Origin of the sequence: Pseudomonas sp. DTU12.3, assembly GCF_004124275.1 — a bacterium.
In the GTDB taxonomy this organism is placed as follows: Bacteria; Pseudomonadota; Gammaproteobacteria; order Pseudomonadales; family Pseudomonadaceae; genus Aquipseudomonas; species Aquipseudomonas helmanticensis.
On sequence record NZ_CP027218.1, the window covers coordinates 2,614,791 to 2,639,730 of the forward strand.

A 24,940-nucleotide genomic window follows, 5' to 3' on the forward strand; every position below is an offset into this window, starting at 1 on the left:
TCCTCGCCAGGCGTAGGATCGATCCTCACTTCACACAGCTTCCAATTCAACCAAAGCGCTGCCTTCGCCGACCATTTCGCCTTCCTGGCAATACAGCGCTTTGATCACCCCGGCGTGGGGCGCGCGGATACTGTGTTCCATCTTCATCGCTTCCAGTACCACCAGTTGCGCACCGGCCTCGACCGTTTGGCCGGCCTCGACCAGCACCCGAACGATGCTGCCATTCATCGGTGCAGTCAGACCGCCCTGGTGACTGTGGCTGGCTTCGACGGCGCTAATCGGGTCGTATGTGGCGATCCGGCGCAACTCACCTTCCCACTGTAGATACAACGAATCACCCTGACGAATCGCCCGCAGAGAGCGACGCACACCGTTCTGTTCGACAACAAACTGCTCGCCGGACAATGTGCCAGTGCTTCCCGCGCCCAACGTCAGCGCCCGATCCTGTCCTTCGCAACTCAGGTGCGAGGTGATTTCCGGTGGCAGCCCCGCGCGTAATCCGCTACTCGCTGCCCACGGTGAATTCGGGTCGTCGGCCCGCGCACTTTTCGGCAAACTCTGGGCAAACGCCTGGCCCGCCGCCTGCCAGAAGGCATCGCTCAACTCACCCGGAGCGGGGAGCAATTGCTCCTGATAACGCGGAATGAACGCGGTATCCAGCTCCGCCGCCGCAAACGCCGGATGCGCGATAATCCGCCGCAGAAAGTTGATGTTGGTTTTCAGCCCACCAATCGCGAACTCGTCGAGCATGCTCAACAGACGCAGGCGTGCCTGTTCACGATCCTCACCCCAGGCGATCAACTTGCCGAGCATCGGGTCGTAAAACGGCGAAATTTCATCGCCTTCTTCGACCCCGCTATCGACCCGGCGCCCCGGCCCTTCAGCCGACTCGCGATACAAGTCCAGACGTCCGGCGGCTGGCAGAAAATCATTCGACGGATCTTCGGCATACAAGCGCACTTCAATCGCATGGCCAATCAGCGGCACTTGCTCCTGAGTGATCGGCAGCGCTTCGCCACGGGCCACACGGATCTGCCAGGCAACCAGATCGAGACCGGTGATGGCCTCTGTCACCGGGTGCTCGACCTGCAAGCGGGTGTTCATCTCCATGAAGAAGAATTCGCCCCGGGCGTCGAGCAGAAACTCCACGGTACCCGCGCCGACATAACCGATCGCCTGAGCCGAACGCACGGCGGCTTCGCCCATCGCGCGACGCAACTCCACCGACAAACCCGGAGCCGGAGCTTCCTCGACGACTTTTTGATGCCGACGCTGGATCGAGCAATCACGTTCGTTGAGGTACAGACAATGGCCATGCTGGTCGGCGAACACCTGGATTTCCACGTGACGCGGCTTGAGCAGGTATTTCTCTACCAGCATGCGCGAATCGCCGAACGATGATTGCGCTTCCCGCTGCGCCGAGGCGAGGGCCTCGGCCAACTGGCTGACCTCCTCGACAACCTTCATGCCTTTGCCTCCGCCGCCGGCAGTCGCCTTGAGCAACACCGGATAACCGATGCGCTCGCAGGCAGCGCGGAAGGTCTCCAGATCCTGCGCTTCGCCGTGATAGCCCGGCACCAGCGGCACGCCGGCGGTTTCCATCAGGGCTTTGGCGGCGGACTTGCTGCCCATCGCGTCAATGGCCGAAGCGGGTGGGCCGAGGAAGATCAGCCCGGCCGCTTCGATGGCGCGCGCGAATCCGGCGTTCTCCGACAGAAAACCATAACCCGGGTGAATCGCCTGCGCGCCGCTGGCCTTGGCTGCCGCGATCAATTTGTCGATTTGCAGGTAACTCTCGGCGGCTTTGCTGCCGCCCAGATCAACACGGATATCCGCTTCACGGCTGTGCCGCGCTTCGCGGTCAGTGGCGCTGTGCACGGCGACAGTGGTCAGGCCCAGCGCTTTCGCGGTGCGCATCACGCGGCAAGCGATTTCGCCACGGTTGGCCACCAGCAAGGTGGTGAGAACAGGTGCGCTCATCAACGCGGCTCCTTGGTGGTGGTCGGGGCTTGCCAGCTTGGCGGACGTTTTTGCAGAAAGGCACGCAAGCCTTCCTGGCCTTCAGGACTGACGCGGATGCGCGCGATGGCGTTTTCGGTGTAGCGGCGCAGCGCCGGTGTCAGTGCGCCGTTGCCGACTTCACGCAACAAGTCTTTGCTGGCGCGCATGGCGGCGGGGCTGTTGAGCAGCAGGTTAGCGATCCATTGTTCGACGTGCCCATCAAGTTCGTTCGCCGGGTAGCTGTCTGACAACAAACCGATTTCGCGTGCGCGCTGACCGCCAAATCGCTCGGCGGTCAGCGCATAACGACGGGCCGCGCGTTCACCGATCGCTTGCACCACGAACGGACTGATCACCGCTGGCGCCAGACCGATGCGCACTTCCGACAAGCAGAACTGCGCGTCATCGGTGCCAATCGCCATATCGCAGCAACTGATCAAACCCAATGCGCCGCCAAACGCTGCGCCTTGCACCACGGCCACGGTGGGGATTTTCAGTTTGGCGAGGTTGTACATCAGCTCGGCCAGTTCGCGGGCGTCGTCGAGGTTGGTGTGGTAATCGAGTTCGGCCGATTGCTGCATCCACGCCAGATCGGCGCCGGCGCTGAAATGCTTGCCGCGACCGCGCACCAGCAGGAAACGCAGGCTGGCGTCGCTGGCAACCTGGTCGAGGGCGAGGATCAGTTCGCGGATCATCTCGGCGTTGAATGCGTTGTTCTTTTCTGGGCGGTTGAGCCACAGCGTCGCGAACCCGCGTGGGTCGCTTTGCAGTTCGAGGGTGTTGAAGTCGCTCATATTCATCCGTCTCCACGGTCTTTGTGGAAGCGGGCTTGCTCGCGAAAGCGGTCTTTCAGGTATCAGAGATGTCGACTGATCAACCGTATTCGCGAGCAAGCCCGCTCCCACAAAAAATCACATCCGGAACACGCCGAAGCGGCTCGGTTCGATGGGCGCGTTCAACGACGCGGACAAGGCCAGGGCCAGCACATCGCGGGTTTGCGCGGGGTCGATGACGCCGTCGTCCCACAGCCGTGCGCTGGAATAGTAGGGATGACCCTGCTCTTCGTACTGGTCGAGGATCGGCTGCTTGATCTCGGCTTCCTGCTCGGCGCTGAACGCCTGACCGCTGCGTTCGGCCTGTTCACGCTTGACCTGCACCAGCACGCCGGCCGCCTGTTCGGCGCCCATCACGCCAATCCGCGCGTTCGGCCACATCCACAGGAAACGCGGATCGTAAGCGCGGCCACACATGCCGTAGTTACCGGCGCCGAAGCTGCCGCCAATGATCACGGTGAACTTCGGCACCTTGGCGCACGCCACAGCGGTCACCAGTTTTGCACCGTGCTTGGCGATGCCGCCGGCCTCGTATTTCTGGCCGACCATGAAGCCGGTGATGTTCTGCAAAAACAGCAGTGGAATGTTGCGTTGGCAGGCCAGTTCGATGAAGTGCGCGCCTTTTTGCGCGGCTTCGGCGAAGAGGATGCCGTTGTTCGCCAGAATCGCGATCGGATAGCCGTGCAGATGCGCAAAACCGCAAACCAGCGTGGTGCCGAACAGCGCTTTGAACTCATCGAACACCGAACCGTCGACCAGCCGCGCAATCACTTCGCGCACATCGAAGGGTTGCTTGGCATCAGCCGAAACCACACCGTACAACTCGTCGCTAGCGTACAGCGGCGCAATCGGTACGCGCTGTTGCACTTCGCCGAGCTTGCGCCAGTTGAGGTTGGCAACGCTGCGGCGGGCGAGGGCGAGGGCGTGTTCGTCACTCTCGGCGTAATGGTCGGCGACCCCGGAAATCTTGCAGTGCACATCGGCACCGCCCAGGTCTTCGGCGCTGACCACTTCACCGGTCGCAGCTTTCACCAATGGCGGGCCGGCGAGAAAAATGGTGGCCTGATTGCGCACCATGATTGCTTCGTCCGCCATCGCCGGCACGTAAGCGCCGCCGGCGGTGCACGAGCCCATGACCACGGCGATCTGCGGAATGCCCATCGCGCTCATGTTGGCCTGGTTGAAGAAGATTCGCCCGAAGTGCTCGCGATCCGGGAACACTTCGTCCTGACGCGGCAGGTTGGCACCGCCGGAGTCCACCAGATAGATGCACGGCAAGCGATTCTGCTGAGCGATGGTTTGTGCGCGCAGGTGTTTCTTCACGGTCAACGGGTAGTACGAACCACCTTTCACCGTCGCATCGTTGGCGACGATCATGCACTCGACGCCTTCGACCCGGCCGATCCCGGCAATCACGCCAGCGGCGGGCACGTCTTCACCGTAAACGGCGTGGGCGGCCAGTTGACTGATTTCCAGAAACGGCGAACCTGGATCAAGCAAGCGATCGATGCGCTCACGCGGCAGCAATTTGCCCCGTGAGGTGTGGCGTTCCTGGGCTTTCGCGCCGCCACCCTGTGCCACTTGGGCGAGCAGGGTGTGCAGGGCGTCGACCTGTTTGAGCATCGCCGCGCTGTTGGCGGCGAACTCCGCAGAGCGAGGATTGAGCTGTGTATGCAGAATCATGGCTTACTCCGTAAGCAGCTACGAGTTGCAAGCTTGGAGCGGCAAGTTGAGGCTGTTCTCTTGCAGCCTGAAACTTGCAGCTCGCAGCTGACGAAATTCATTTCGTTTCGTTGAACAGTTCGCGACCGATCAGCATGCGACGGATCTCACTGGTGCCGGCGCCGATTTCGTACAGCTTGGCGTCGCGCAGCAGACGGCCCGCCGGGAATTCGTTGATGTAACCGTTACCGCCGAGAATCTGGATCGCATCGAGGGCCATTTGTGTGGCGCGCTCTGCGGTGTAGAGGATTACGCCGGCGGCATCTTTACGGGTGGTTTCGCCACGTTCGCAGGCCTGCGCAACCGCATAAAGGTAGGCGCGGCTGGCGTTGAGTTGGGTGTACATGTCGGCGACTTTGCCCTGGATCAGCTGGAACTCACCGATGCTCTGGCCGAACTGTTTGCGGTCGTGGATGTACGGCACGATCAGGTCCATGCACGACTGCATGATCCCGGTTGGGCCACCCGAGAGAACCACGCGCTCGTAATCGAGGCCGCTCATCAGCACTTTGACGCCGCCATTGAGCACGCCGAGGATGTTTTCTTCCGGCACTTCGACGTCATCGAAGAACAACTCGCAAGTGTTGGAGCCGCGCATGCCGAGCTTGTCGAACTTGTTGCTGCGGCTGAAGCCTTTCCAGTCGCGCTCGACGATGAACGCGGTGATGCCGTGCGGACCTTTTTCCAGATCGGTCTTGGCGTAGATCACGTAAGTGTTGGCGTCAGGGCCGTTGGTGATCCAGGTTTTGCTGCCGTTGAGGACGAAACGATCGCCGCGCTTGTCGGCGCGCAGTTTCATCGAGACCACGTCGGAACCGGCGTTCGGCTCGCTCATCGCCAGCGCGCCGACGTGTTCGCCGCTGATCAGCTTCGGCAGATACTTGGTTTTCTGTTCGTGGTTGCCGTTACGGTTGATCTGATTGACGCAGAGGTTGGAATGCGCGCCGTAGGACAACGCAACCGAAGCCGAGCCTCGGCTGATTTCTTCCATCGCCACGACGTGCGCCAGATAACCCAGGCCAGCACCGCCGTACTCTTCCGGCACGGTGATGCCGAGCAGGCCCATGTCACCGAATTTGCCCCACATGTCGGCGGGAAACAGGTTGTCGCTATCGATCTGCGCGGCGCGCGGAGCGATTTCCTTGGCGACAAAGGACTGAACCTGATCGCGCAGCATGTCGATGGTTTCACCGAGGGCGAAGTTCAGGGATGGATAGCTCATGGGTCACCTTTTGGCTTTTTTGTAGGGTGGGGAGGGCGGTCACTCGGCTCTCACCTTTACGTTAACGTAAGCCTGTGACGAATGGCTGTCAATCACCCTTTACGTTAACGTCAACTTGAGCGAGAGTAGGGACAGTTCAAGATTGAAAGCGGACTGCTTTTTTGTGGGAGCGGGCTTGTGTGGCGAGTGGATTTATCCCCGTTCGGCTGCGAAGCAGTCGTGAAATCTGTAAATCTGATTTGTCTGGAGATATGCGGGGCGGCTTCGCCACCCAACGGGGATAAATCCCCTCGCCACAGTTGGCTCCCACAAAAAGTGTAATTCGGTAAACCCACTAATAAAGACAATAGGGGTCGTCATGGATCAACCCAGTGCAAACCCGCAGCGCAGCTACACCCGTGGTTCCCAGGACAAAGCCTTGCTGGCGCTGACCATCGGGCAGAAGTTCGATCAGACCGTCGCGCAATTCCCCGACAGCGAAGCGCTTGTCGTGCGCCATCAGCAACTGCGCTATTCGTGGCGACAACTGGCCGACGCGGTGGATCTGCATGCCAGAGCCTTGCTCGCCCTGGGGTTGCAGGCTGGCGACCGCCTCGGTATCTGGGCGCCGAACTGTGCGCAGTGGTGCATCACTCAATTCGCCACGGCGAAAATCGGCGTGATCCTGGTCAACGTCAATCCGGCCTACCGCAGTTCCGAACTCGAATACGTACTCAAGCAATCCGGCTGCCAATGGCTGGTCTGCGCCGGCGCATTCAAGTCGTCGAACTACCACGGCATGTTGCAAGGATTGGTGCCAGAACTGGCCGAACAATCCATTGGTCAATTGCGCAGCGAACGTCTGCCGGACTTGCGCGGGGTGATCAGCCTCGACGCACAACCGCCTTCAGGTTTCCTGCCATGGTCACAATTGACCGACATGGCCGCCAGCGTTACCGCAGAACAACTCAGCGAACGCAGCGACAGCCTGCACTTCGATCAACCGGTGAACATCCAGTACACCTCCGGCACCACGGGTTTTCCCAAGGGCGCGACCCTCAGCCACTACAACATCCTCAATAACGGTTACATGGTCGGCGAAAGCATCGGCCTGACTCCGACCGATCGCCTGGTGATCCCGGTGCCGCTGTACCACTGCTTCGGCATGGTCATGGGCAACCTCGGCTGCATCACCCACGCCAGCACGATGATTTACCCCAACGATGCGTTCGATCCGTTGCTGACCCTGCAAACCGTCGCCGAAGAAAAAGCCACCGGCCTCTACGGTGTGCCAACCATGTTCATCGCCATGCTCGACCAGCCGCAACGCGCCGAATTCGATCTGTCGAGCCTGCGCACCGGAATCATGGCTGGCGCCACCTGCCCGATCGAAGTGATGCGCCGGGTCATCAGCGAGATGCACATGAGTGAAGTACAGATCGCTTACGGCATGACCGAAACCAGCCCGGTGTCGCTGCAAACCGGCCCCAACGACGAGTTGGAATTACGCGTGACCACCGTCGGTCGCACCCAGCCGCAACTGGAAAGCAAGATCATCGACGAGGCCGGCAACCTCGTGCCGCGTGGCACCATCGGCGAACTGTGCACCCGGGGTTACAGCGTGATGCTCGGTTACTGGAGCAATCCGCAAGCCACGGCCGAAGCCATCGATGAAGCGGGCTGGATGCACACCGGCGATCTGGCGAGCATGAACGAGGAGGGTTACGTCAACATCGCCGGGCGTAACAAGGACATGATCATTCGTGGCGGCGAGAACGTTTATCCGCGCGAGCTGGAGGAGTTTTTCTTCACCCACCCGGCAGTGGCGGACGTGCAGGTGATCGGCATTCCGTGCTCGCGTTACGGTGAGGAGATTGTCGCCTGGATCAAATTTCATCCCGGCTACAACGCTTCGGAACTGGAACTGCAAACCTGGTGCAAGGAGCGCATCGCGCATTTCAAGACGCCACGGCACTTCAAGTTCGTCGAAGAGTTTCCGATGACGGTGACGGGCAAGATTCAGAAATTCAGGATGCGCGAAATCAGCATCGAAGAACTACGCGATAAAGCACACCTGACCCAAAACTTAATGTGATGACAATCTAATGTGGGAGCGAGCCCGCTCGCGAAAGCAGTGTGTCATTCAGCGCAAATGTGTCTGATACACCGCTTTCGCGAGCAGGCTCGCTCCCACAGGGATTAGCGCTGTTGGAAAGAGGAATCGCAGAAAGCACAAAGGGGAGCCGAGGCTCCCCTTTAATTTTGTCGTCGCGTGCTCTTTTTTATTATTGAGGGTCGGTCTGTTGTTGTTTTTGGCAACCGTGGCCCTTTACCGCTGTTTTTGGCGACCCCCATCCGGGGTCAAGAGCAAACGTATTTTTTTGAGCGCTGATCTGCTTTCTCGTTAAACGATCCAACCGATTCGGGAGCTACCTGAAGGTAGTTTTATTGTTCTCTGCCCGGTTGCGGGTCACTCCTGAGAGCACCCTGAAAAGCGCACCTTCTCCAAAAAAATCTGTTAGCTGCGTCTCTGCCGTGTTGTTTTTGTTATGTCAGAGTCGTTACGTCTTATTTTTATTGGTTTGCTGCTTTTTATTCTTGTTATGCCATAGAGATAGCAGAAGCCGTGCCAACTTTTAAAAAACCTTATAAATCAATAAGATAGAAATTATGAGGATTTTTCGTTCAGACGAAATTAGGCAATTTGTTTCCGTGTTACTCGCTTAAACCCGCATTTCAGACACAGCGGTAACACCTTCCCTCCTCACTGTGCGCTGCGAGCCTTGGCCACGCGCGAACCGCTTGGGCGACCGAGCACCGCGCTGATCTGCTGACCCGCGATAATCAAGGCGTCCAGGTCGATTCCGCTCTCGATACCGAGGCCGTTGAGCAGGTACACGACGTCTTCGGTGGCAACGTTACCGCTCGCACCTTTGGCGTACGGGCAGCCGCCGAGGCCCGCGATAGAGCTGTCGAACACTGAAATGCCTTCGAGCAGGCTGGCGTAGATGTTGGCCATGGCCTGGCCATAGGTGTCGTGGAAATGCCCGGCGAGTTTTTCCCGTGGCACTTGCGCTGAAACCACTTCGAACAGGCGGCGGGTGGCGCCAGCGGTGCCGGTGCCGATGGTGTCGCCCAAGGAAACTTCGTAGCAGCCCATCGCGTACAACTCGCGCGCGACCATGGCCACTTGCTCCGGCGCGACCGTGCCTTCGTACGGGCAACCGAGCACGCACGACACGTAACCGCGCACGGTAACGCCGTGGTGTTTTGCCGCTTCCATGATCGGCGCAAAACGCGCCAGGCTTTCACTGATCGAGCAGTTGATGTTGCGTTGCGAGAACGCTTCGGACGCAGCGGCGAACACCGCGACTTCCTTGACCCCGGCAGCGATCGCATCTTCAAAGCCGCGCAGGTTCGGTGCCAGCGCACCGTAGGTCACGCCAGGCTTACGCTGGATCTGCGCGAACACTTCGGCAGAACCGGCCATTTGCGGCACCCATTTGGGCGAGACGAAACTGCCGACTTCGATATAGCCAAGCCCGGCCGCGCTCAACGCGTCGACCAGTTGCACCTTGTCAGCGATGCTGATCGGTTGGGCTTCGTTCTGCAGCCCGTCGCGCGGGCCGACTTCGATCAGGCGTACTTGGGAGGGAAGGGACATGGGCTGACCTGCTCAAATTTCTGAGTGATATGAGGGGCCCTTGTGGGAGCGGGCTTGCTCACGAATGCGGTGTATCAGAAACATATTTGTCGACTGGCAAATCGCATTCGCGAGCAAGCCCGCTCCCACAGGGATGGTGTTTGATCCGTTAGATCGCCTGCTGGCTCTTGAGCGTCTGCTCCAGCGCCTGCACGCAGCGCTCTTCGGCGGTATCGAGTTCCAGCTTCATCTGTTCGATATCCAGCAACTGCTGTTCCAACTGCTCGCGGCGCTCAGTGATTTTCGCCAGCATGCTATTGAGCTGCTTGGTGTTACCGCTGGACGGGTCGTAGAGTTCGATCAGTTCGCGGCATTCGGCCAAGGAGAAACCGATGCGCTTGCCCCGCAGGATCAGCTTCAGGCTGACCTTGTCGCGTGGCGAATAGATGCGTTCCTGGCCACGACGCTCAGGGCTGAGCAGGCCTTGTTCCTCATAAAAACGGATCGCCCGGGTGGTGATGTCGAGCTCGCGGGCGAGGTCGGAAATGCTGTAGGTCTGGCTGCTCATGGGCGCGCTCGGAAAAAGGTCTTGGCGCTAAGCTAATGGCAGGTTGACGTTTACGTCAAGTGGGATGATTTGTGTTGTATTTGATGGCCCCTTCGCGAGCAGGCTCGCTCCCACATTGAATCGCATTTCAGCTGGAGAAACGCGGTCAACTGTGGGAGCGGGCTTGCTCGCGAAGAACGATGACGCGGTAAAAAGCCCTACACCTTATCCAGCTTCTTCTCCTGCGCCGTCACCTGCTGGCACAACTCGATCATCTGCTCACGCATCCAGCGATTCGCCGGATCCTGATCGGTGCTTTCATGCCAATACAGATGCGTTTCCACCGGCGGCACATCATTCACCGGCAGATTGAACGCCTGCAGCTCATGTCGCCGGGCAAAACGCTCCGGCACGGTCATGACCATGTCCGTCTGCTGCATCACCTGCGACGCCATCAAATAATGCTGCGAACGCAGGGCGATCTTGCGCTGAATGCCCATCTTGCCCAACGCCAGATCGACATACCCCAGGCCACTGCGACGGCTGGAAATGTGGATATGCGTCAGCGACAAATAGTCATCCAGCGAGAGCTTTTCCTTGCCCGCCATCGGATGCCCTTTGCGCATCGCACAGACGTAACGGTCTTCCATCAGCTTGACGTGACGCACTTGCGGGTCGGTGTTGAGCGGCGCATCCACGGCAAAATCGAGGCGCCCGGCGGCCAGTTCCTTGGTGGTCTCGCGACGTTTCGACAGGAAACTTTCGATGATCACTGTCGGTGCCAGGCGGCGCAGGCGCTGGAACAATGGCGGCAGAATCACCGCCTCGGTGAGGTCGGTCATGCTGATGCGGTAGGTCTTGACCGCTTGCGCCGGGTTGAAAATGCGACTTTCCTGAACTGACACGCGCAGCAGTGACAGCGCGTTACGCACCGGGCCGATGATGTTCTGCGCCATCGGCGTCGGCACCATGCCCTGAGCCGTGCGCACGAACAGCGGATCGTTGAAGGTCTCGCGCAACCGCGCCAATGCGTTGGACACCGCCGGCTGCGTGATGCCGACAATCTGCCCGGCGCGGGTCAGGTTGGCTTCGGTGTAGATCGCGTCGAAGACGATGAAAAGGTTGAGGTCGACCTTACTCAGATTCATAACGCGTTTCTCTTGTTTTAGGGGGCTGGCAATCAGCCGATCATATATCGGTGATGAATGTTTATACACGCCGAGAATAGGCTAGGTAAATTATCAACGCTGTTCTAGCATCGATTGCATGACTTAAACAACCTCTGCCCAAGAAGGTAATTGCTCATGGATTTCGCTTATTCGCCCAAGGTGCAAGAACTGCGTGAGCGCGTGACCGCGTTCATGGACGCTTACGTTTACCCGGCCGAAGCCGTGTTCGAACGCCAGGTTGCCGAAGGCGATCGCTGGCAGCCGACGGCGATCATGGAAGAGCTCAAAGCCCGCGCCAAGGCCGAAGGCCTGTGGAATCTGTTCCTGCCGGAATCGGAACTCGGCGCCGGCCTGAGCAACCTTGAATACGCACCATTGGCGGAAATCATGGGCCGCTCACTGCTCGGGCCAGAGCCGTTCAATTGCTCGGCGCCGGACACCGGCAACATGGAAGTACTGGTGCGCTACGCCAACGAAGAACAGAAACAGCGCTGGCTCGAACCGTTGCTGCGCGGCGAGATCCGCTCGGCGTTCGCCATGACTGAACCGGACGTGGCTTCCTCCGACGCCACTAACATGGCCGCCCGCGCCGTGCGTGATGGCGACGAGTGGGTGATCAACGGCAAAAAATGGTGGACCTCCGGCGCCTGCGATCCACGCTGCAAGATCCTCATCTTCATGGGCCTGAGCAATCCCGATGCACCGCGCCACGCCCAGCACTCGATGATCCTCGTGCCGGTCGACACCCCCGGGGTGAAAATCGTCCGACCGCTGCCGGTGTTCGGTTACGACGACGCACCGCACGGTCACGCTGAAGTGCTGTTCGACAACGTGCGCGTGCCGTACGAAAACGTCCTGCTCGGTGAAGGACGCGGCTTCGAAATCGCTCAGGGGCGTCTCGGCCCAGGGCGAATTCACCACTGCATGCGTTCGGTCGGCATGGCGGAGCGTGCGCTGGAATTGATGTGCAAACGCTCGGTGAGCCGCACTGCATTCGGCAAACCGCTGGCACGTCTGGGCGGCAACGTCGACAAGATCGCCGACTCGCGGATGGAAATTGACATGGCGCGCCTGCTGACTTTGAAAGCGGCGTACATGATGGACACCGTCGGTAACAAAGTGGCGAAGAGCGAGATTGCACAGATCAAGGTTGTCGCGCCGAACGTAGCGCTACGGGTAATCGACCGGGCGATTCAGATGCATGGCGGGGCAGGGGTGTCGAACGATTTCCCGCTGGCTTATATGTATGCGATGCAACGGACATTGCGTCTGGCCGATGGCCCGGATGAAGTACACCGCGCGGCGATCGGCAAGTTTGAAATCGGCAAATATGTGCCGAAGGAAATGCTGCGTAGCGGTCATTAAGACCGCGTCGCCCCCTTCGCGAGCAAGCCCGCTCCCACAGGATCTGTGGCGTTCACAAATCCAATGTGGGAGCGGGCTTGCTCGCGAAAGGGCCTAAACATTCAACACATCAACATCAGGCTCAATACACCCAAACCTCAACCCGCCGATTCTTGATCCGCCCCTCATCCGCGCTATTGGTCGCCACCGGCATCAGCGCGCCAAAGCCGCGCACCTCACGCAACACCACGCCGCTCTTCACCAACTCGCGCCGCACCGCCATGGCCCGCAGTTTCGACAGCAGATCCGCGCGCGCCGGGTCATCTTTGGCATCGCCAAAACCCACCAGCGTCACCGCACGTTCGCTCTTGTCATGGCGCTTTATATAGTCGAGCACCCGCGCCAGATCCTGACGCGCCTTGTTGTCCAGGTTCGCGCTGCCTTCTTCAAACCGGAAATTGACTGTCAGACGCTGGGCGTGACGGCTGAGGGATTGATACCCCTCGGGCATCAGCGCATTCGGCGCGACCGTCATGGCGTGCACGGTCTGGCTGACAAAACCGTTGGCCGCGACGATCGCCTGACCCTGACGACTTTGCGCAAACGTCACCAACGCCTGCGCCCACGGGTTTTTGCTGTCCGGCGGCAGATAGAAGAACAAACGTCGGGACAATGGATAGTCTTCAGTCGCGATCAGGCTGTTGAGCGGCAGCATAGATTGCGACGCGCCATCGGCAATCGCCACGGCTTTGGCCTGACGCACATACGGCAAACCAATGAAGCCGATGCCCTGCGGATCGCTACTCACCGCGTCGGATAACTGCTCGCTGGATTCAAAACGTTTTGCGGCGCTGCCGAGAATTTTCCCACGACGACTGAGGACCAATTCCTTAAACGTGTCGTAGGTGCCCGACTGATCATCGCGCGCATACAAATGAATCGCGCCGCCACGCCCGCCGAGGTCTTCCCAGCTTTTTACTTCGCCGGCGAAGACCCGCGCCAGTTGCTCGGTGTCGAGTTGCTGCAACGGATTGTCGGGATGCAGGATGATCGCCAGGCCATCGATGGCGATGACTTGCTCAGCGGCGGAGCTTTTCAGATCGCCCAGTGATTGCAGGGTCTGCAACTCACTGTCCTTGATCTCGCGAGAGGACGCGGCCAGATCGGCGCTGGCGTTTTTCAACGCGGTGAAACCGGTGCTGGAGCCGTGGGCGGCGACTTCGACGACCACGCGTTTGCCTTCGTGGGTCTGGCCAACGATGCGCAATTCGTTGGCGGTGTCCGGGGTTTCGCGGTGGATTTTCAGCAGACCCTGTTCTTGCAACAGGCCTTCGACCAGCGCCGGGCCGAGTGCGGCGCCGATGGTGTTGGAACCTTGAATGCGCAGCGCCGGGCCGTTTTCGGGAAGGGGCAGGGCAGCGGCAGAGACCGTCAGCCATGCACTCAAGAGAAACACGCAGAGAACACGCAGGGTCATGCCGGCACCGAATCAAGCGAAGGGGATTGCCGGGGAGATTAAGTCAGACGCATGACCAAAAGATGACAGATCACAAGATCGCAGCCTTCGGCAGCTCCTACAGGGGGAACGCATTTCAAATGTAGGAGCTGCCGAAGGCTGCGATCTTTTGATCTTGGCTGATATCAGCTGAGTTCAAGCCAGATCGGCGCATGGTCAGAAGGCTTTTCCATCCCACGCAATTCATAGTCCACACCCGCCGCCTTCACCCGCGGCAACAAACCGTGCGATGCCAGAATCACATCAATGCGCAGCCCGCGCTTCGGCTCATCCTCAAAACCACGGCTGCGGTAGTCGAACCAGCTGAACATGTCGGTCACTTCCGGGTTCAGGTGGCGATAACTGTCAGTCAGGCCCCAGTTCTTCAGGCGTGCCATCCACTCGCGTTCTTCCGGCAGGAAGCTGCATTTGCCGGTTTTCAGCCAGCGCTTCATGTTGTCCGGGCCGATGCCGATGTCGCAGTCTTCCGGGGAAATGTTCACATCGCCCATCACCACCACGGGCTGTTCGTTGTGGAACTGGCTTTCCAGCAGCGTTTGCAGATCGCTGTAGAAACGCTGCTTGGCCGGGAACTTGGTCGGATGGTCGCGGCTTTCACCCTGTGGGAAATAGCCGTTCATGATCGTCACCGGCAGGCCATTGGCGTCGGCGAAGGTGCCCCAGATGAAACGACGCTGAGCGTCTTCTTCATCCGTGGCGAAACCTTTGTGGATGGCGATCGGCTCCTGGCGCGAAAGCATGGCCACGCCGTAATGGCCTTTCTGGCCATGGAAATACACGTGGTAGCCGAGGGCGCGGACTTCTTCCAGCGGGAATTGATCGTCGTGGACCTTGGTTTCCTGCAGGCCGATGACGTCCGGCTGATGTTTTTCGATCAGCGCTGCCAGCTGATGCGGACGGGCGCGCAGTCCGTTGATGTTGAAGGAAACGATCTTCATGGTCGGCAGTCCTGGCAAAAGGGCGATGCTAGCTGACATGTGGGATGGGGGCCAGTGTGAGAGAAATCATTTTGGCCTGTGGGATTTGTGTTGCCTGTAAGTGCCTCTTCGCGAGCAGGCTCGCTCCCACATTTTGATCGCGTTCCCCTGTGGGAGCGAGCCTGCTCGCGAAGGGGTCGGCAAAATCGCTGAAGATCCAAGGTTGGGCTATACCTGTGGGGAACCACGCCACCCGCAAAAGGTTCGTACCAACAAGAGCGCCGCCATTTGCACGCGCCCCGGGGAGAATCACCGTCATGCCTGAAACCCAGACCGCCATCGCCGACATTCACATGCTCGACCGTGGCTACTCGCGTGAAGCGCGTTCCTTGCTGTATCAGGCCTATCGCCACGAGCCAACCTTCGGCTACCTGTTCGAAGCCGAGCGGCCCGGTTACGAGCAACGCGTGCGCGCCACGGTACGCGAACTGGTCAAACAGCATTTCCTCCAGGACTTGCCCGCGATCGGCCTGCTGGTCAACGACCGTCTGATCGGCATCGCCCTGATCGCGCCGCCGCAGCGCCGTTTGGGCATCACCGAAAGTTGGGCATGGCGCCTGCGCATGGTGCTCAGCACCGGTTTTCGCTGCACCCGCCGCTATCTCGAATACCACGATGCAGTCGCCGCCTGCGTGCCCAGTGATTCCGTGCACATGCTGCCACTGCTGGGGATTCACCCACAGTTCCAGGGCAAACACTTTGGCGAGCAACTGTTGACCGCCGTACACAACTGGTGCGCGGTGGATGAAACCTCGCAAGGCGTGGTGCTCGACACTGGCAACCCGCGTTACCTGGAATTCTATAAAAGGCAGGGTTACGAAGAGATCGGCGAAGTTGCCGTCGGCCCGGTGCGTGAACACGTATTTTTCCACGCCAATCCGCAGGTGTTACAAACTGCAACAGCATGACAATGAAACTTCTTGGGAAATTTCCTGTTCTATCACGCTCCCAAGCCCGTGATAGCATCCGCGCCTATGAAGTTTCCAGGAAGATTTACCAGTGGCGTGCTTGTGCTGTTAACCAGCTGCGCGGCGCTGGCGCAAAGTGAATTGGACGTACGGATCAAACCGTCCAACGATGAACTTAAAGCCAATATAGAAGGCTATATCGGCAGCCTCGGCGACCGTGACGAAGAAGCTTTGCAACGCTTCAGTCGCGGCGCCGAAGAGCAGGCGCGCAAAGCCGCCCAGGCGTTGGGCTACTACCAGCCGCAGATCGAAAGTGACGTCAAGGGCGGCGAAAAACCGCGCCTGGTGCTGAACATCGATCCCGGCGAGCCGATTCGCCTGCGCAACGTCACCATTCGGGTCGACGGCCCGGCAGCCTCCCTCAAATCCTTTCGTGTACCGACAAGCGACGTGCTGAAATCCGGCGCGGTACTCAATCATGGGCGTTACGAAGACGCCAAAAGACTTATTCAGAATCAGGCCTCGCGCTTCGGTTTCTTCAGCGGCCACTTCACCAGCCAGAAACTTCTGGTCGATCCGCGCGCCGGTGTCGCCGACGTTGAATTGATCTACGAAAGCGGCCCGCGTTATGCGCTGGGCAAAGTCAAATTCGAGGGCGACACGCCGTTTGACGAAGACCTGCTGCAACGCATGGTGCCGTTCAAGGAAGGCGAACCGTACGACTCCGAGCTGATCGCCGAACTCAACCGCGACCTGCAATCGAGCGGTTACTTCGAAGGCGTGCGCGTCGATGCTGCGCCGACCACGGCGGAAAACGAGGTGATCCCGGTCGACGTCAAACTCGACACGCGCAAACCACGCACCATGGGCCTCGGCCTCGGTTACTCGACCGACGTCGGCCCGCGTATCAAAGCCAACTGGACCCGCCACTGGGTCAACCCGCAAGGCGACAGCTATGGCTGGGAAGCGGAACTGTCGGCACCACGGCAAAACGTCGGGCTGTTCTACGACATTCCGCTCGACCCGCCACTGACCGACAAACTGCGTTGGGCCGGCGGCTATCAATTCGAAGACATCGACGGCTCTGACACACTCAGCAAACTGCTGACCTTCGGCCCGGAGTGGCACAGCAAGTTGCCGAGCGGCTGGCAGCGAGTGATTTCGCTGAAGTGGCAGCGTGAAGAATATGAACTCGGCGACGACTCGGGCCTGAGTACCTTGCTGATGCCCGGCATCAGTTATTCGTACCTGAAAAGCGACAACCGCATCGACCCGCACAACGGCTATCGGCTGAGCTTTGAAAGCAAAGTCGCCAAGGAAGGCCTCGGTTCCGACAACAACCTTCTATATGGCACCGCGCTGGTCAAAGGCTTGACCACGGTGTTCGACAAGCACCGCTTCCTCGGGCGCGTGCAGGTCGGCGGCAGCGCCACCAACGGCTACAACTCGGTGCCACCGTCGTTGCGTTTCTTTGCCGGTGGCGATCAGAGCGTGCGCGGTTACGACTACCAGAGCCTGTCGCCGAAAAACTCCGATGGCGACCGCATCGGGGGCCGCTACATGGTCGCCGGCAGCGTCGAGTATCAATACTCGATCGCCGAAAAGTGGCGCGTGGCGACCTTCGTCGATCAGGGCAACTCCTTCAACAAACTCGAACTGCCGAACCTCAAGACCGGGGTTGGTATTGGTGTGCGCTGGGTCTCGCCGGTCGGGCCAATCCGCCTCGACCTGGCCCACGCACTCGACGACGATGGCGGCATCCGGCTGCACTTTTCCATGGGGCCTGAGCTGTGAAGCGTGGTTTGAAAATAACGGCACTGACGCTGCTGGCGCTGGTGTTGTTGATTGTATTGAGCATCACCGCCGTACTCGGCACGCAGGCTGGCAGCCGTTGGGTGCTGGGCCTCGTACCCGGTCTGACGGTGGAAAATTTCCATGGCCGTCTCGGTGGCCAGTGGAGCGCCGATCATCTGCTGTGGCAGCAGGACAGCAGTCGCGTCGAGCTGAATCAGGCAATCTTCGCCTGGTCGCCGTTGTGCCTGACGCGCATGACCTTGTGCATCGAACAGCTCCAGGCTGATCAGGTCATTCTGCAATTCCCGCCGAGCGCGGAAACCACCGACAGCGGTCCGATCAAACTGCCGGATCTGCAATTGCCGCTGGCCATCGAACTGGGCGACGTAAAAGTCGGCAGTCTGCTGTTCAACGGCAGCGAGCAACTCAAGGGCTTGCAACTGGCGGCGCACTGGACCGCCCAGGGTATGCAGATTGAAAGCATCAAATTACAGCGCGACGACCTCAGCCTGAACCTGTCCGGCACGCTGCAGCCGACCGGCAACTGGCCGTTGAATATCGCCGGTGACCTGACATTGCCGTCGCCGGGCACTGAACCGTGGACGCTGGCGCTGAAAGTCGATGGCGATCTGCTGAAAACCCTCAACCTGCACGCCGACAGTCATGGCTACCTCGACGGCCAGTTGAGCGGCAAATTGCAACCGCTGGTGGAAAACCTGCCGGCGAAAGTGCGCATCACCAGCGATGCGTTCAAACCGAGCGCAGAGCTACCCGACACCCTGCAACTCAATCAATTGCTGCTGACCGGCGAAGGCGACCTGAAAAACGGTTACCAGTTAAACGGCAACGCCACGCTGCCCGCCGATAAAGGCCCGGTGGCGCTGCTGCTCAAAGGCAAAGTCGACGCCAGCGGCGCACAAATTGCCGGCCTCGACCTCACCGCCAACGACAAACAAAGCCTCAAACTCACCGGCAGCGTCGATTGGAGCAAAGGCCTCAGCGCGCAAGCCAATATCAACTGGCAGGATTTTCCGTGGCACCGGCTCTATAACGAAATCGACGAGCCACAAGTCGCCTTGCGTACCTTCACTGGCGAAGTCTCCTACACCGACGGGCAATACCTCGGCAACTTCGACGCCGCACTGGATGGTCCGGCCGGGGCGTTTACCCTGAACAGTCCGTTCAGCGGCAGCCTGAAACAGATCGCCTTGCCGCAACTGAAAATGCAAGCCGGGCAGGGCAAAGCCGAAGGTCACGTCAACGTGCAGTTCGCCGACGGCATCGCCTGGGACACGGCGCTGGACCTGTCGGCGCTCAACCCGGCGTATTGGGTTGCCGAGTTGCCGGGCACCTTGGCCGGGCCATTGAAAAGCCAAGGCGAAATGAAGAATGACCGCCTGAGCCTCACCGCTGATCTCGACTTGAAAGGCAAACTGCGCGGGCAACCGGCGATCCTTCAGGCCAAGGCTGACGGCGCGGGTGAGCAATGGAATCTGAGTGCCCTGCAAATCCGTCTCGGCGACAACAGCATCAGCGGCAAGGGCAGCCTGCAACAGAAACTCACCGGGCAGATCGATATCAAGCTGTCGCGGCTGGCCCAGCTCTGGCCGCAACTGCGCGGGCAGGTCAACGGTCAGGTCAATGTGGCTGGCACGCTGCAAGCACCGCAGGGCAAACTCGGTCTGCAAGGTTCGCAACTGGCCTTCCAGGACAACCGCCTGCAAAGCCTCAACCTCGACGCCACGCTCGACAGTGCGCAACGGGCGAAAATTGACCTCAAGGGCTCCGGCATTCAGGCCGGTGACACCTTGCTGGGCACGCTGACCGCCAGCGCCCAAGGCGACATCAAGAGCCAGAAACTCAGCCTCGACTTGCTCGGGCCGAAGCTGAAACTGGCCCTCGGCCTCGACGGTAATCTGGACAAGGGCAACTGGCGCGGTCGCTTGGCCAACGGCGATATTCAGGCCGGCGGCCAGGACTGGAAACTGCAGAATCCGGCCAAACTGGAACGTCTGGCTGACGGCAAAATCAACTTCGGCGCGCATTGCTGGATGTCCGGCGATGCCAGCCTGTGCGGTGAAGATCAACGGCTGATGCCGGAGCCAAAACTGCGCTACCACCTCAAGCAGTTCCCGATCGAAAGTCTGGCGCAATGGTTGCCGAAAGATTTTGCCTGGAAGGGCAAGCTCAACGCCGATCTGCAACTGGACTTGCCGGCCAGCGGCCCGAATGGCGTGGTCAGCATCGACGCCAGTGGCGGCACCTTGCGCATGAAGGAAAAGGATCAGTGGCTGGACTTCCCGTACCAGACACTCAAACTGACCAGCAAACTCACACCGAAGCGCGTCGACACCGAACTCAATTTCGTCGGCGGCAAACTCGGCGAATTGATGGTGCAGGCGCAGCTCAATCCACTGCCAAAAAACAAGCCGCTGAGCGGCTCGTTCCGTCTCAGCGGACTGGATTTGTCGGTGGCGCGGCCGTTTGTGCCGATGGTCGAGAAACTCACTGGGCGCCTGAACGGCAGCGGGACGATTTCCGGCGGACTGCTCGCGCCGCTGGTCAACGGCACCGTGCAACTGAGCGACGGCGAAGTGTCCGGCGCCGAGTTGCCGATGGAGCTGCAAAACCTGCAACTCACCGCCCTGATTGCCGGCGAATCGGTACGCCTCGACGGCGGCTGGAAAAGCGGTAAGAGCGGGCAGGGCAGTCTCAACGGCAATGTCGCTTGGGGTCAGGCGCTGGTGGTCGATCTGGCATTGAAAGGCACGCAACTGCCGGTCAGTGTGGAGCCGTATGCCAAGGTGGAAGTGGCGCCGGACCTGAAAATTTCCATGGCCGGCGACGAGCTGAAAATCGCTGGCAAAGTTCAAGTGCCCAAAGGCGAAATCACCGTGCGTGAGCTGCCGCCATCCACGGTGAAAGTCTCCGACGACACGATCATCGTCGGCGCGCAGACCGCGGAGGGCAAACCACCGCTGGCGATGAAAATGGACATTGACGTGGTGGTCGGTGAAGGCAAACTCGCCTTCGCCGGTTTTGGTCTGACCGCCAACGTGCAAGGTCATGTGCACATCGGCGACAACATGGACACGCGCGGCGAGCTCTGGCTCAACGACGGCAAGTATCGCGCCTATGGCCAGCGCCTGACGGTACGGCGCGCGCGTCTGCTGTTTGCCGGCCCCCTCGATCAGCCGTATCTGGACATCGAGGCGATCCGCCAGACCGATGACGTGATCGCCGGTATTCGCCTGAGCGGCAGCGCCGAGCAACCGACCACACAGATCTTCTCCGAACCGGCGATGAGCCAGGAGCAAGCGCTGTCGTATCTGGTCCTCGGCCGTCCGCTGAGCACCAACGGCGAAGACAACAACATGCTCGCGCAAGCGGCGCTGGGGTTGGGCTTGATGGGCAGTTCCGGGGTCACCAGCAGTCTGGCCAAGGATCTGGGGATTCAGGATTTCCAGCTCGACACGGCGGGCAGCGGCGATGCCACCAGTGTGGTGGCCAGCGGCAATATTACCGAGAAGCTGAGTTTGCGTTATGGCGTTGGCGTATTTGAACCGGCCAGCACCATTGCGCTGCGCTACAAGCTGAGCAAAAAGGTCTATGTCGAAGCGGCCAGTGGCGTCGCGAGTTCGCTGGATATCTTCTACAAACGCGACTTCTGACGCGCGTTTCCCCCGGTCGGGTCGCGTCGTTGCGATCCGGCTTTTGCAGAATGCATTAGACTCAGCGCAACTTGAAAGCCGCGCGGTTGGCGGCTGCCCGAAAACAACAGAGACACCTATGGTCCGCTTGAGTATGGTCTTGCTCGGTCACGAATTCGTCCGCAAGCGTTGGTCGGCGCTGGCGTTGACGGGCATCGTCTGGGGCGCGGTCGGTGTGGGCATCTTCATTGATGCGCTCGACGGCGTTTTGTATTTCCCGCTGCATCTTTTCGGCTATCTGTTGATGCTCGAAGCGCTGATCCTGCTGCTGGTGCCGGCACCGCAAGCCGGGACCGCTGCAGCCCTGCGCAGAGCGCGAGGACTGGCTTTTCTCTTGCTGGGACTGCTGATCGTCGACCGGCAACACGCCGCCGGGCTGATTCTGGCGGTGCTGTTTGGCGGGGCTTTTCTGCTCGATGGCGGCTTTCGGTTGGCGGCAGCGGTGGTGGTGCGTTTTGTCGGTTGGCAAGTGTCGTTGCTGGCGGGGTTGTTCGAAATCGGCTTTGGCGTGTTTATCCTCGAACCGTACCCGACGCTGTATAAGGGCACGGTGCCATTCTGCATTGGCATGAGCCTGTTTCTCACTGGTTGCGCGTTGTTGCGGCAAGCCGTGCGCTTCAAACACCAGCCGCCGCTGACCAGCCCTTTGTCGGTCAGTGCGCCGGCCAGCAGCGGCGCGTTGGTGATTCATGTCTGGACCCCCAGCGGCACCGTCGATGACACCTTGGTGCGCAATCGCCTGCTGAATCGCTACATCGCAGCGGTCGACATCAACGGCGTGATCTCCGCCGGCCATGCCGCATTGGAATGTGGCCCGGATATCTACATCAGCCATTACCCGTTGGATGACATCGATCGTTCGGCGGGGGATTTCGTGCGCCTGCTGCGGGCGACGCCGAACAACGATGTCGCCGGCAGGTTTCTGCCGGACTATGCCGGCGAGGTGGCTGACTGGTGCCCGTCTTCGGTGCAGGTCAGTTTTGCCCACTACGACGCTCGGCGGCTCAGTGCGTTCTGGGCGGACTATCGGCAGAACAGCACGTACAACCTCACCAGTCGCAATTGTTCCAGCGCTGTTGCGCATAGTCTCGAAGCGGCCCTGGAAGGGGCAATGAACCGGGGGCATTCGAGCATGCGCGATTTTGCCCGAGTCATCATCAGCCCCGAGTTCTGGGTCGCCGCGCAAGTGCGCAAGCGCGCCGAGGTGATGGCCTGGACGCCGGGCCTGGTGCTCGACTACGCGCGAGCGTTGCATGCCGCCATCGAGCCGGCACCGCCGGGCTGGCACAGCATTTACGCGGTGAGCAAGCGTGCCTTTGGGTATGTGGCCACGGCCCTGCGCGGGCGTGAGGTGCATCCTGTGCAACCGCCACCTGTGCATTCCTCTGACGATTCCTCGACATCCTCATAAAAATCAAAAGATCGCAGCCTTCGGCAGCTCCTACACGGTTCTGATCCCTGTAGGAGCTGCCGAAGGCTGCGATCTTTTGATCTTCGCGCCACCTCTCCGCACAAAACCCAGTCCACTGGTCAACTATTTACAAAGCTTCCTAACTATTTCGTTGACATTCGCTGCCTAGGCAGTAACATCTCGACATACATTCACTGCCTAGGCAGTTATTAGGTGAGCAAATGAAGCATTTCACCCCGGACGAATTCAAACACTGCCATCTCGGCCTGTTGCTTGGCCGTGCTGCGCTGCTCAAAGACCGGATCATCGACACCCACATGGAACCTCACGGCATCACCGCCGCGCAGTTCAAGGTGTTGATCATCATGGCCCAGTACGGCGTCGATACCCCGGCCGAACTGTGCCGCCATCTGTCGCTCGACAGCGGTTCGATGACGCGCATGCTCGATCGTCTGGAGCAGAAAGGTTTTCTCGCTCGCCAACGCAGCGAAGGCGATCGCCGTCAGGTGCAACTGACTCTGACCGAGCAAGGCCAGCTCCTGGCCGACCGCCTGCCGCACATCGGCGCTGACGCGATGAATGAACTGGCGGGCGCCGTCACTCCGGACGAGTTGAAGACCCTGGAATACATCCTCAAGAAAATCCTGCTGGCCGCCGGTGACCCGATCACCCTCCAGCGCTTAGGTGAACACAATGAGCGGTAAAACCTTGCGCAGCAGCCTCACGCTGGTGCTGTCGGCGATGATCCTCGCCGGTTGCGCCAACTACAGTGGCCTCGACACGTCGGGCGCGAGCCTCGATGCGAAAAGCCTGAAAGTCGGCCAATCCCTCAACGGCGTGACCCTGTCGCCGGCCGCGTGGCCGAAAAGCGACTGGTGGACCAGCCTCGGCGATCCGCAACTCGACGGCTTGATCCGCGAAGCCCTGCACGACAGCCCCGACATGCAAATCGCCGAAGCCCGCGCCCATCAGGCCAGTGCCGCCGCGTATGCCGCCGATGCCGAGCGCTATCCGACCCTCGACGCCAGCGCCGGCATCAGCCGCTCGCGCCTGGCCAAGGATCAAGATCCGCTGGGGCAGGGCGATGCTTACGCCACCGTGCGCAATGTCAGCGCCGGCTTCAATTACAACTTCGACCTGTGGGGCGGCCAGCGTGATGCCTGGGAAGCCGCACTCGGACAGGCCCGCGCCTCCGAAGTCGACCGTCAGGCCGCACAATTGACCTTGGCCGCTGATGTCGCCCGCGCTTATAGCGATCTCGGTCAGGCGCACATCGTTTATGACCTGGCCAATGACGACCTCAAGCGTACAAAGCAGATGCTCGATTTGAGCCAGCGTCGCCTGAGTTCCGGGATCGACAGCCAGTACCAGTTCCAGCAAACCCAGAGTCTGGAAGCCAGTTCCGAAGCCAGCCTGATCGACGCGGAAAAACGCCTGAATAGCGCGAAAATTGCTTTGGCCGTGCTGCTCGGCAAAGGCCCGGATCGCGGCAATGAAATTGCCCGGCCGAAAGTCCTGCAAGCCAGTGCTGTCGCGGTGCCGTCGGTTCTGCCTGCCGAATTGCTCGGTCGTCGCCCGGATCTGGTTGCCGCCCGCTGGCGTGTCGAAGCGGCGAGCAAAGACATCGACTCGGCGAAAACCCGCTTCTATCCCAACTTGAACCTGTCGGCCTCGGCCGGTGCCGAATCTTTGTTGGGTGACGCGATGTTCGGTTCGGCCAGTCGCTTCTTCAACATTGCCCCGACCATTTCGGTGCCGATCTTCGACGGCGGACGCCTGCGGGCCAACCTCGATGCACGCGACGCCGATTACGACCTGGCAGTGGCGCAGTACAACAAAAGTCTGGTGAAAGCACTCGGCGATGTCAGCGACACGATCAACCAGTTGCGTGACATCGGCCGGCAGATCGGTGCGCAGCAGCACGCCACCGAGATTGCCCAGGATTCTTACAACACCGTCGTCCAGCGTTACGGTTCCGGCATCGGCAACTACCTGGACGTGCTCAGCATCGAGCAGCAATTGCTGCAGGCCCAGCGTCAGTTGGCCAACCTCAATGCCGAGCAGATCGACCTGTCGATTCAACTGATGCAAGCGCTGGGCGGCGGCTTCCAGGGGCAGACCCTGACCGCAGCCAACGCCACCCCAGCCACGCCGCACAACTAAT

17 protein-coding genes are annotated in these 24,940 nt (G+C 60.1%); 8 read left to right on the top strand and 9 right to left on the bottom strand.

The window, feature by feature from the left end:
• Positions 1 to 30: 30 nt before the first annotated feature.
• From C2E19_RS11945 to C2E19_RS11960, 4 genes are all read right to left on the bottom strand, one after another.
• The gene (locus C2E19_RS11945) at positions 31 to 1,980 is read right to left on the bottom strand and encodes an acetyl/propionyl/methylcrotonyl-CoA carboxylase subunit alpha (protein WP_129392111.1); all 1,950 of its coding nucleotides are present in this window, start codon (positions 1,978 to 1,980) and stop codon (positions 31 to 33) included.
• On the bottom strand, positions 1,980 to 2,795 hold the full coding sequence (locus tag C2E19_RS11950) for a gamma-carboxygeranoyl-CoA hydratase (protein ID WP_129392114.1): 816 nt from the start codon (positions 2,793 to 2,795) through the stop codon (positions 1,980 to 1,982). Before C2E19_RS11950 ends, C2E19_RS11945 begins: the two co-directional genes overlap by 1 nt.
• A 117-nt stretch (positions 2,796 to 2,912) precedes the next feature.
• Positions 2,913 to 4,517 carry a carboxyl transferase domain-containing protein gene (locus C2E19_RS11955; RefSeq protein WP_129392117.1) on the bottom strand — a complete coding sequence of 535 codons (1,605 nt, stop codon included), beginning with the start codon at positions 4,515 to 4,517 and terminating at the stop codon, positions 2,913 to 2,915.
• Positions 4,518 to 4,614: 97 nt separating this feature from the next.
• The gene (locus C2E19_RS11960) at positions 4,615 to 5,778 is read right to left on the bottom strand and encodes an isovaleryl-CoA dehydrogenase (protein WP_034154717.1); all 1,164 of its coding nucleotides are present in this window, start codon (positions 5,776 to 5,778) and stop codon (positions 4,615 to 4,617) included.
• Positions 5,779 to 6,136: 358 nt separating this feature from the next.
• On the opposite strand from C2E19_RS11960, the gene C2E19_RS11970 reads away from it, so the two are divergent.
• Positions 6,137 to 7,852, top strand: coding sequence for an AMP-binding protein (locus C2E19_RS11970; protein WP_129392120.1), 1,716 nt, complete (start codon positions 6,137 to 6,139; stop codon positions 7,850 to 7,852).
• Between the two features lie 669 nt (positions 7,853 to 8,521).
• On the opposite strand, the gene C2E19_RS11975 is transcribed toward C2E19_RS11970, so the two are convergent.
• The 3 genes from C2E19_RS11975 to C2E19_RS11985 form a co-directional block, all read right to left on the bottom strand.
• Positions 8,522 to 9,421 carry a hydroxymethylglutaryl-CoA lyase gene (locus C2E19_RS11975; protein WP_129392123.1) on the bottom strand — a complete coding sequence of 300 codons (900 nt, stop codon included), beginning with the start codon at positions 9,419 to 9,421 and terminating at the stop codon, positions 8,522 to 8,524.
• 148 nt (positions 9,422 to 9,569) lie between these two features.
• Positions 9,570 to 9,968: a MerR family DNA-binding transcriptional regulator gene (locus C2E19_RS11980; protein WP_007917234.1), complete on the bottom strand. Its 399-nt coding sequence runs from the start codon at positions 9,966 to 9,968 to the stop codon at positions 9,570 to 9,572.
• Positions 9,969 to 10,165: 197 nt separating this feature from the next.
• Positions 10,166 to 11,095 (bottom strand): LysR family transcriptional regulator, encoded by a 930-nt coding sequence (locus tag C2E19_RS11985; RefSeq protein ID WP_016986544.1) that lies wholly within the window; start codon positions 11,093 to 11,095, stop codon positions 10,166 to 10,168.
• A 156-nt stretch (positions 11,096 to 11,251) separates the two neighbouring features.
• On the opposite strand from C2E19_RS11985, the gene C2E19_RS11990 reads away from it, so the two are divergent.
• A complete protein-coding gene (locus C2E19_RS11990; RefSeq protein WP_129392127.1) occupies positions 11,252 to 12,481 on the top strand; it encodes an acyl-CoA dehydrogenase in 1,230 nt (409 codons plus the stop codon).
• Positions 12,482 to 12,602: 121 nt separating this feature from the next.
• Here C2E19_RS11990 and C2E19_RS11995 read toward each other — a convergent pair whose 3' ends face one another.
• Together C2E19_RS11995 and xthA are read right to left on the bottom strand one after the other, a co-directional pair.
• Positions 12,603 to 13,937: a substrate-binding domain-containing protein gene (locus tag C2E19_RS11995; protein WP_129392130.1), complete on the bottom strand. Its 1,335-nt coding sequence runs from the start codon at positions 13,935 to 13,937 to the stop codon at positions 12,603 to 12,605.
• Between the two features lie 164 nt (positions 13,938 to 14,101).
• Positions 14,102 to 14,914 carry an exodeoxyribonuclease III gene (xthA, locus tag C2E19_RS12000; protein WP_129392133.1) on the bottom strand — a complete coding sequence of 271 codons (813 nt, stop codon included), beginning with the start codon at positions 14,912 to 14,914 and terminating at the stop codon, positions 14,102 to 14,104.
• Between the two features lie 296 nt (positions 14,915 to 15,210).
• Here xthA and C2E19_RS12005 point away from each other — a divergent pair, with 296 nt between their 5' ends.
• The 6 genes from C2E19_RS12005 (at position 15,211) to C2E19_RS12030 (ending at position 24,939) form a co-directional block, all read left to right on the top strand.
• Positions 15,211 to 15,861: an N-acetyltransferase gene (locus C2E19_RS12005; protein WP_007912451.1), complete on the top strand. Its 651-nt coding sequence runs from the start codon at positions 15,211 to 15,213 to the stop codon at positions 15,859 to 15,861.
• Positions 15,862 to 15,927: 66 nt separating this feature from the next.
• A complete protein-coding gene (locus tag C2E19_RS12010; RefSeq protein WP_129392136.1) occupies positions 15,928 to 17,655 on the top strand; it encodes an autotransporter assembly complex family protein in 1,728 nt (575 codons plus the stop codon).
• Positions 17,652 to 21,326, top strand: a complete 3,675-nt coding sequence (locus C2E19_RS12015) for a translocation/assembly module TamB domain-containing protein (RefSeq protein WP_129392139.1) — start codon at positions 17,652 to 17,654, stop codon at positions 21,324 to 21,326. The genes C2E19_RS12010 and C2E19_RS12015 overlap by 4 nt, the downstream gene beginning before the upstream one ends.
• A 118-nt stretch (positions 21,327 to 21,444) precedes the next feature.
• The gene (locus tag C2E19_RS12020; RefSeq protein WP_129392142.1) at positions 21,445 to 22,776 is read left to right on the top strand and encodes a hypothetical protein; all 1,332 of its coding nucleotides are present in this window, start codon (positions 21,445 to 21,447) and stop codon (positions 22,774 to 22,776) included.
• Between the two features lie 221 nt (positions 22,777 to 22,997).
• The gene (locus tag C2E19_RS12025; RefSeq protein WP_129392145.1) at positions 22,998 to 23,480 is read left to right on the top strand and encodes a MarR family winged helix-turn-helix transcriptional regulator; all 483 of its coding nucleotides are present in this window, start codon (positions 22,998 to 23,000) and stop codon (positions 23,478 to 23,480) included.
• On the top strand, positions 23,470 to 24,939 hold the full coding sequence (locus C2E19_RS12030) for an efflux transporter outer membrane subunit (protein WP_129392148.1): 1,470 nt from the start codon (positions 23,470 to 23,472) through the stop codon (positions 24,937 to 24,939). Before C2E19_RS12025 ends, C2E19_RS12030 begins: the two co-directional genes overlap by 11 nt.
• The last annotated feature ends 1 nt before the right edge of the window (position 24,940 follow it).

What these genes read in the sequence shown, in the direction of transcription:
- C2E19_RS11945 (WP_129392111.1), bottom strand. Translation starts at nt 1,980, where the DNA reads ATGAGCGCACCTGTTCTCACCACCTTGCTGGTGGCCAACCGTGGCGAA.
- C2E19_RS11950 (WP_129392114.1), bottom strand. Translation starts at nt 2,795, where the DNA reads ATGAGCGACTTCAACACCCTCGAACTGCAAAGCGACCCACGCGGGTTC.
- C2E19_RS11955 (WP_129392117.1), bottom strand. Translation starts at nt 4,517, where the DNA reads ATGATTCTGCATACACAGCTCAATCCTCGCTCTGCGGAGTTCGCCGCC.
- C2E19_RS11960 (WP_034154717.1), bottom strand. Translation starts at nt 5,778, where the DNA reads ATGAGCTATCCATCCCTGAACTTCGCCCTCGGTGAAACCATCGACATG.
- C2E19_RS11970 (WP_129392120.1), top strand. Translation starts at nt 6,137, where the DNA reads ATGGATCAACCCAGTGCAAACCCGCAGCGCAGCTACACCCGTGGTTCC.
- C2E19_RS11975 (WP_129392123.1), bottom strand. Translation starts at nt 9,421, where the DNA reads ATGTCCCTTCCCTCCCAAGTACGCCTGATCGAAGTCGGCCCGCGCGAC.
- C2E19_RS11980 (WP_007917234.1), bottom strand. Translation starts at nt 9,968, where the DNA reads ATGAGCAGCCAGACCTACAGCATTTCCGACCTCGCCCGCGAGCTCGAC.
- C2E19_RS11985 (WP_016986544.1), bottom strand. Translation starts at nt 11,095, where the DNA reads ATGAATCTGAGTAAGGTCGACCTCAACCTTTTCATCGTCTTCGACGCG.
- C2E19_RS11990 (WP_129392127.1), top strand. Translation starts at nt 11,252, where the DNA reads ATGGATTTCGCTTATTCGCCCAAGGTGCAAGAACTGCGTGAGCGCGTG.
- C2E19_RS11995 (WP_129392130.1), bottom strand. Translation starts at nt 13,937, where the DNA reads ATGACCCTGCGTGTTCTCTGCGTGTTTCTCTTGAGTGCATGGCTGACG.
- xthA (WP_129392133.1), bottom strand. Translation starts at nt 14,914, where the DNA reads ATGAAGATCGTTTCCTTCAACATCAACGGACTGCGCGCCCGTCCGCAT.
- C2E19_RS12005 (WP_007912451.1), top strand. Translation starts at nt 15,211, where the DNA reads ATGCCTGAAACCCAGACCGCCATCGCCGACATTCACATGCTCGACCGT.
- C2E19_RS12010 (WP_129392136.1), top strand. Translation starts at nt 15,928, where the DNA reads ATGAAGTTTCCAGGAAGATTTACCAGTGGCGTGCTTGTGCTGTTAACC.
- C2E19_RS12020 (WP_129392142.1), top strand. Translation starts at nt 21,445, where the DNA reads ATGGTCCGCTTGAGTATGGTCTTGCTCGGTCACGAATTCGTCCGCAAG.
- C2E19_RS12025 (WP_129392145.1), top strand. Translation starts at nt 22,998, where the DNA reads ATGAAGCATTTCACCCCGGACGAATTCAAACACTGCCATCTCGGCCTG.
- C2E19_RS12030 (WP_129392148.1), top strand. Translation starts at nt 23,470, where the DNA reads ATGAGCGGTAAAACCTTGCGCAGCAGCCTCACGCTGGTGCTGTCGGCG.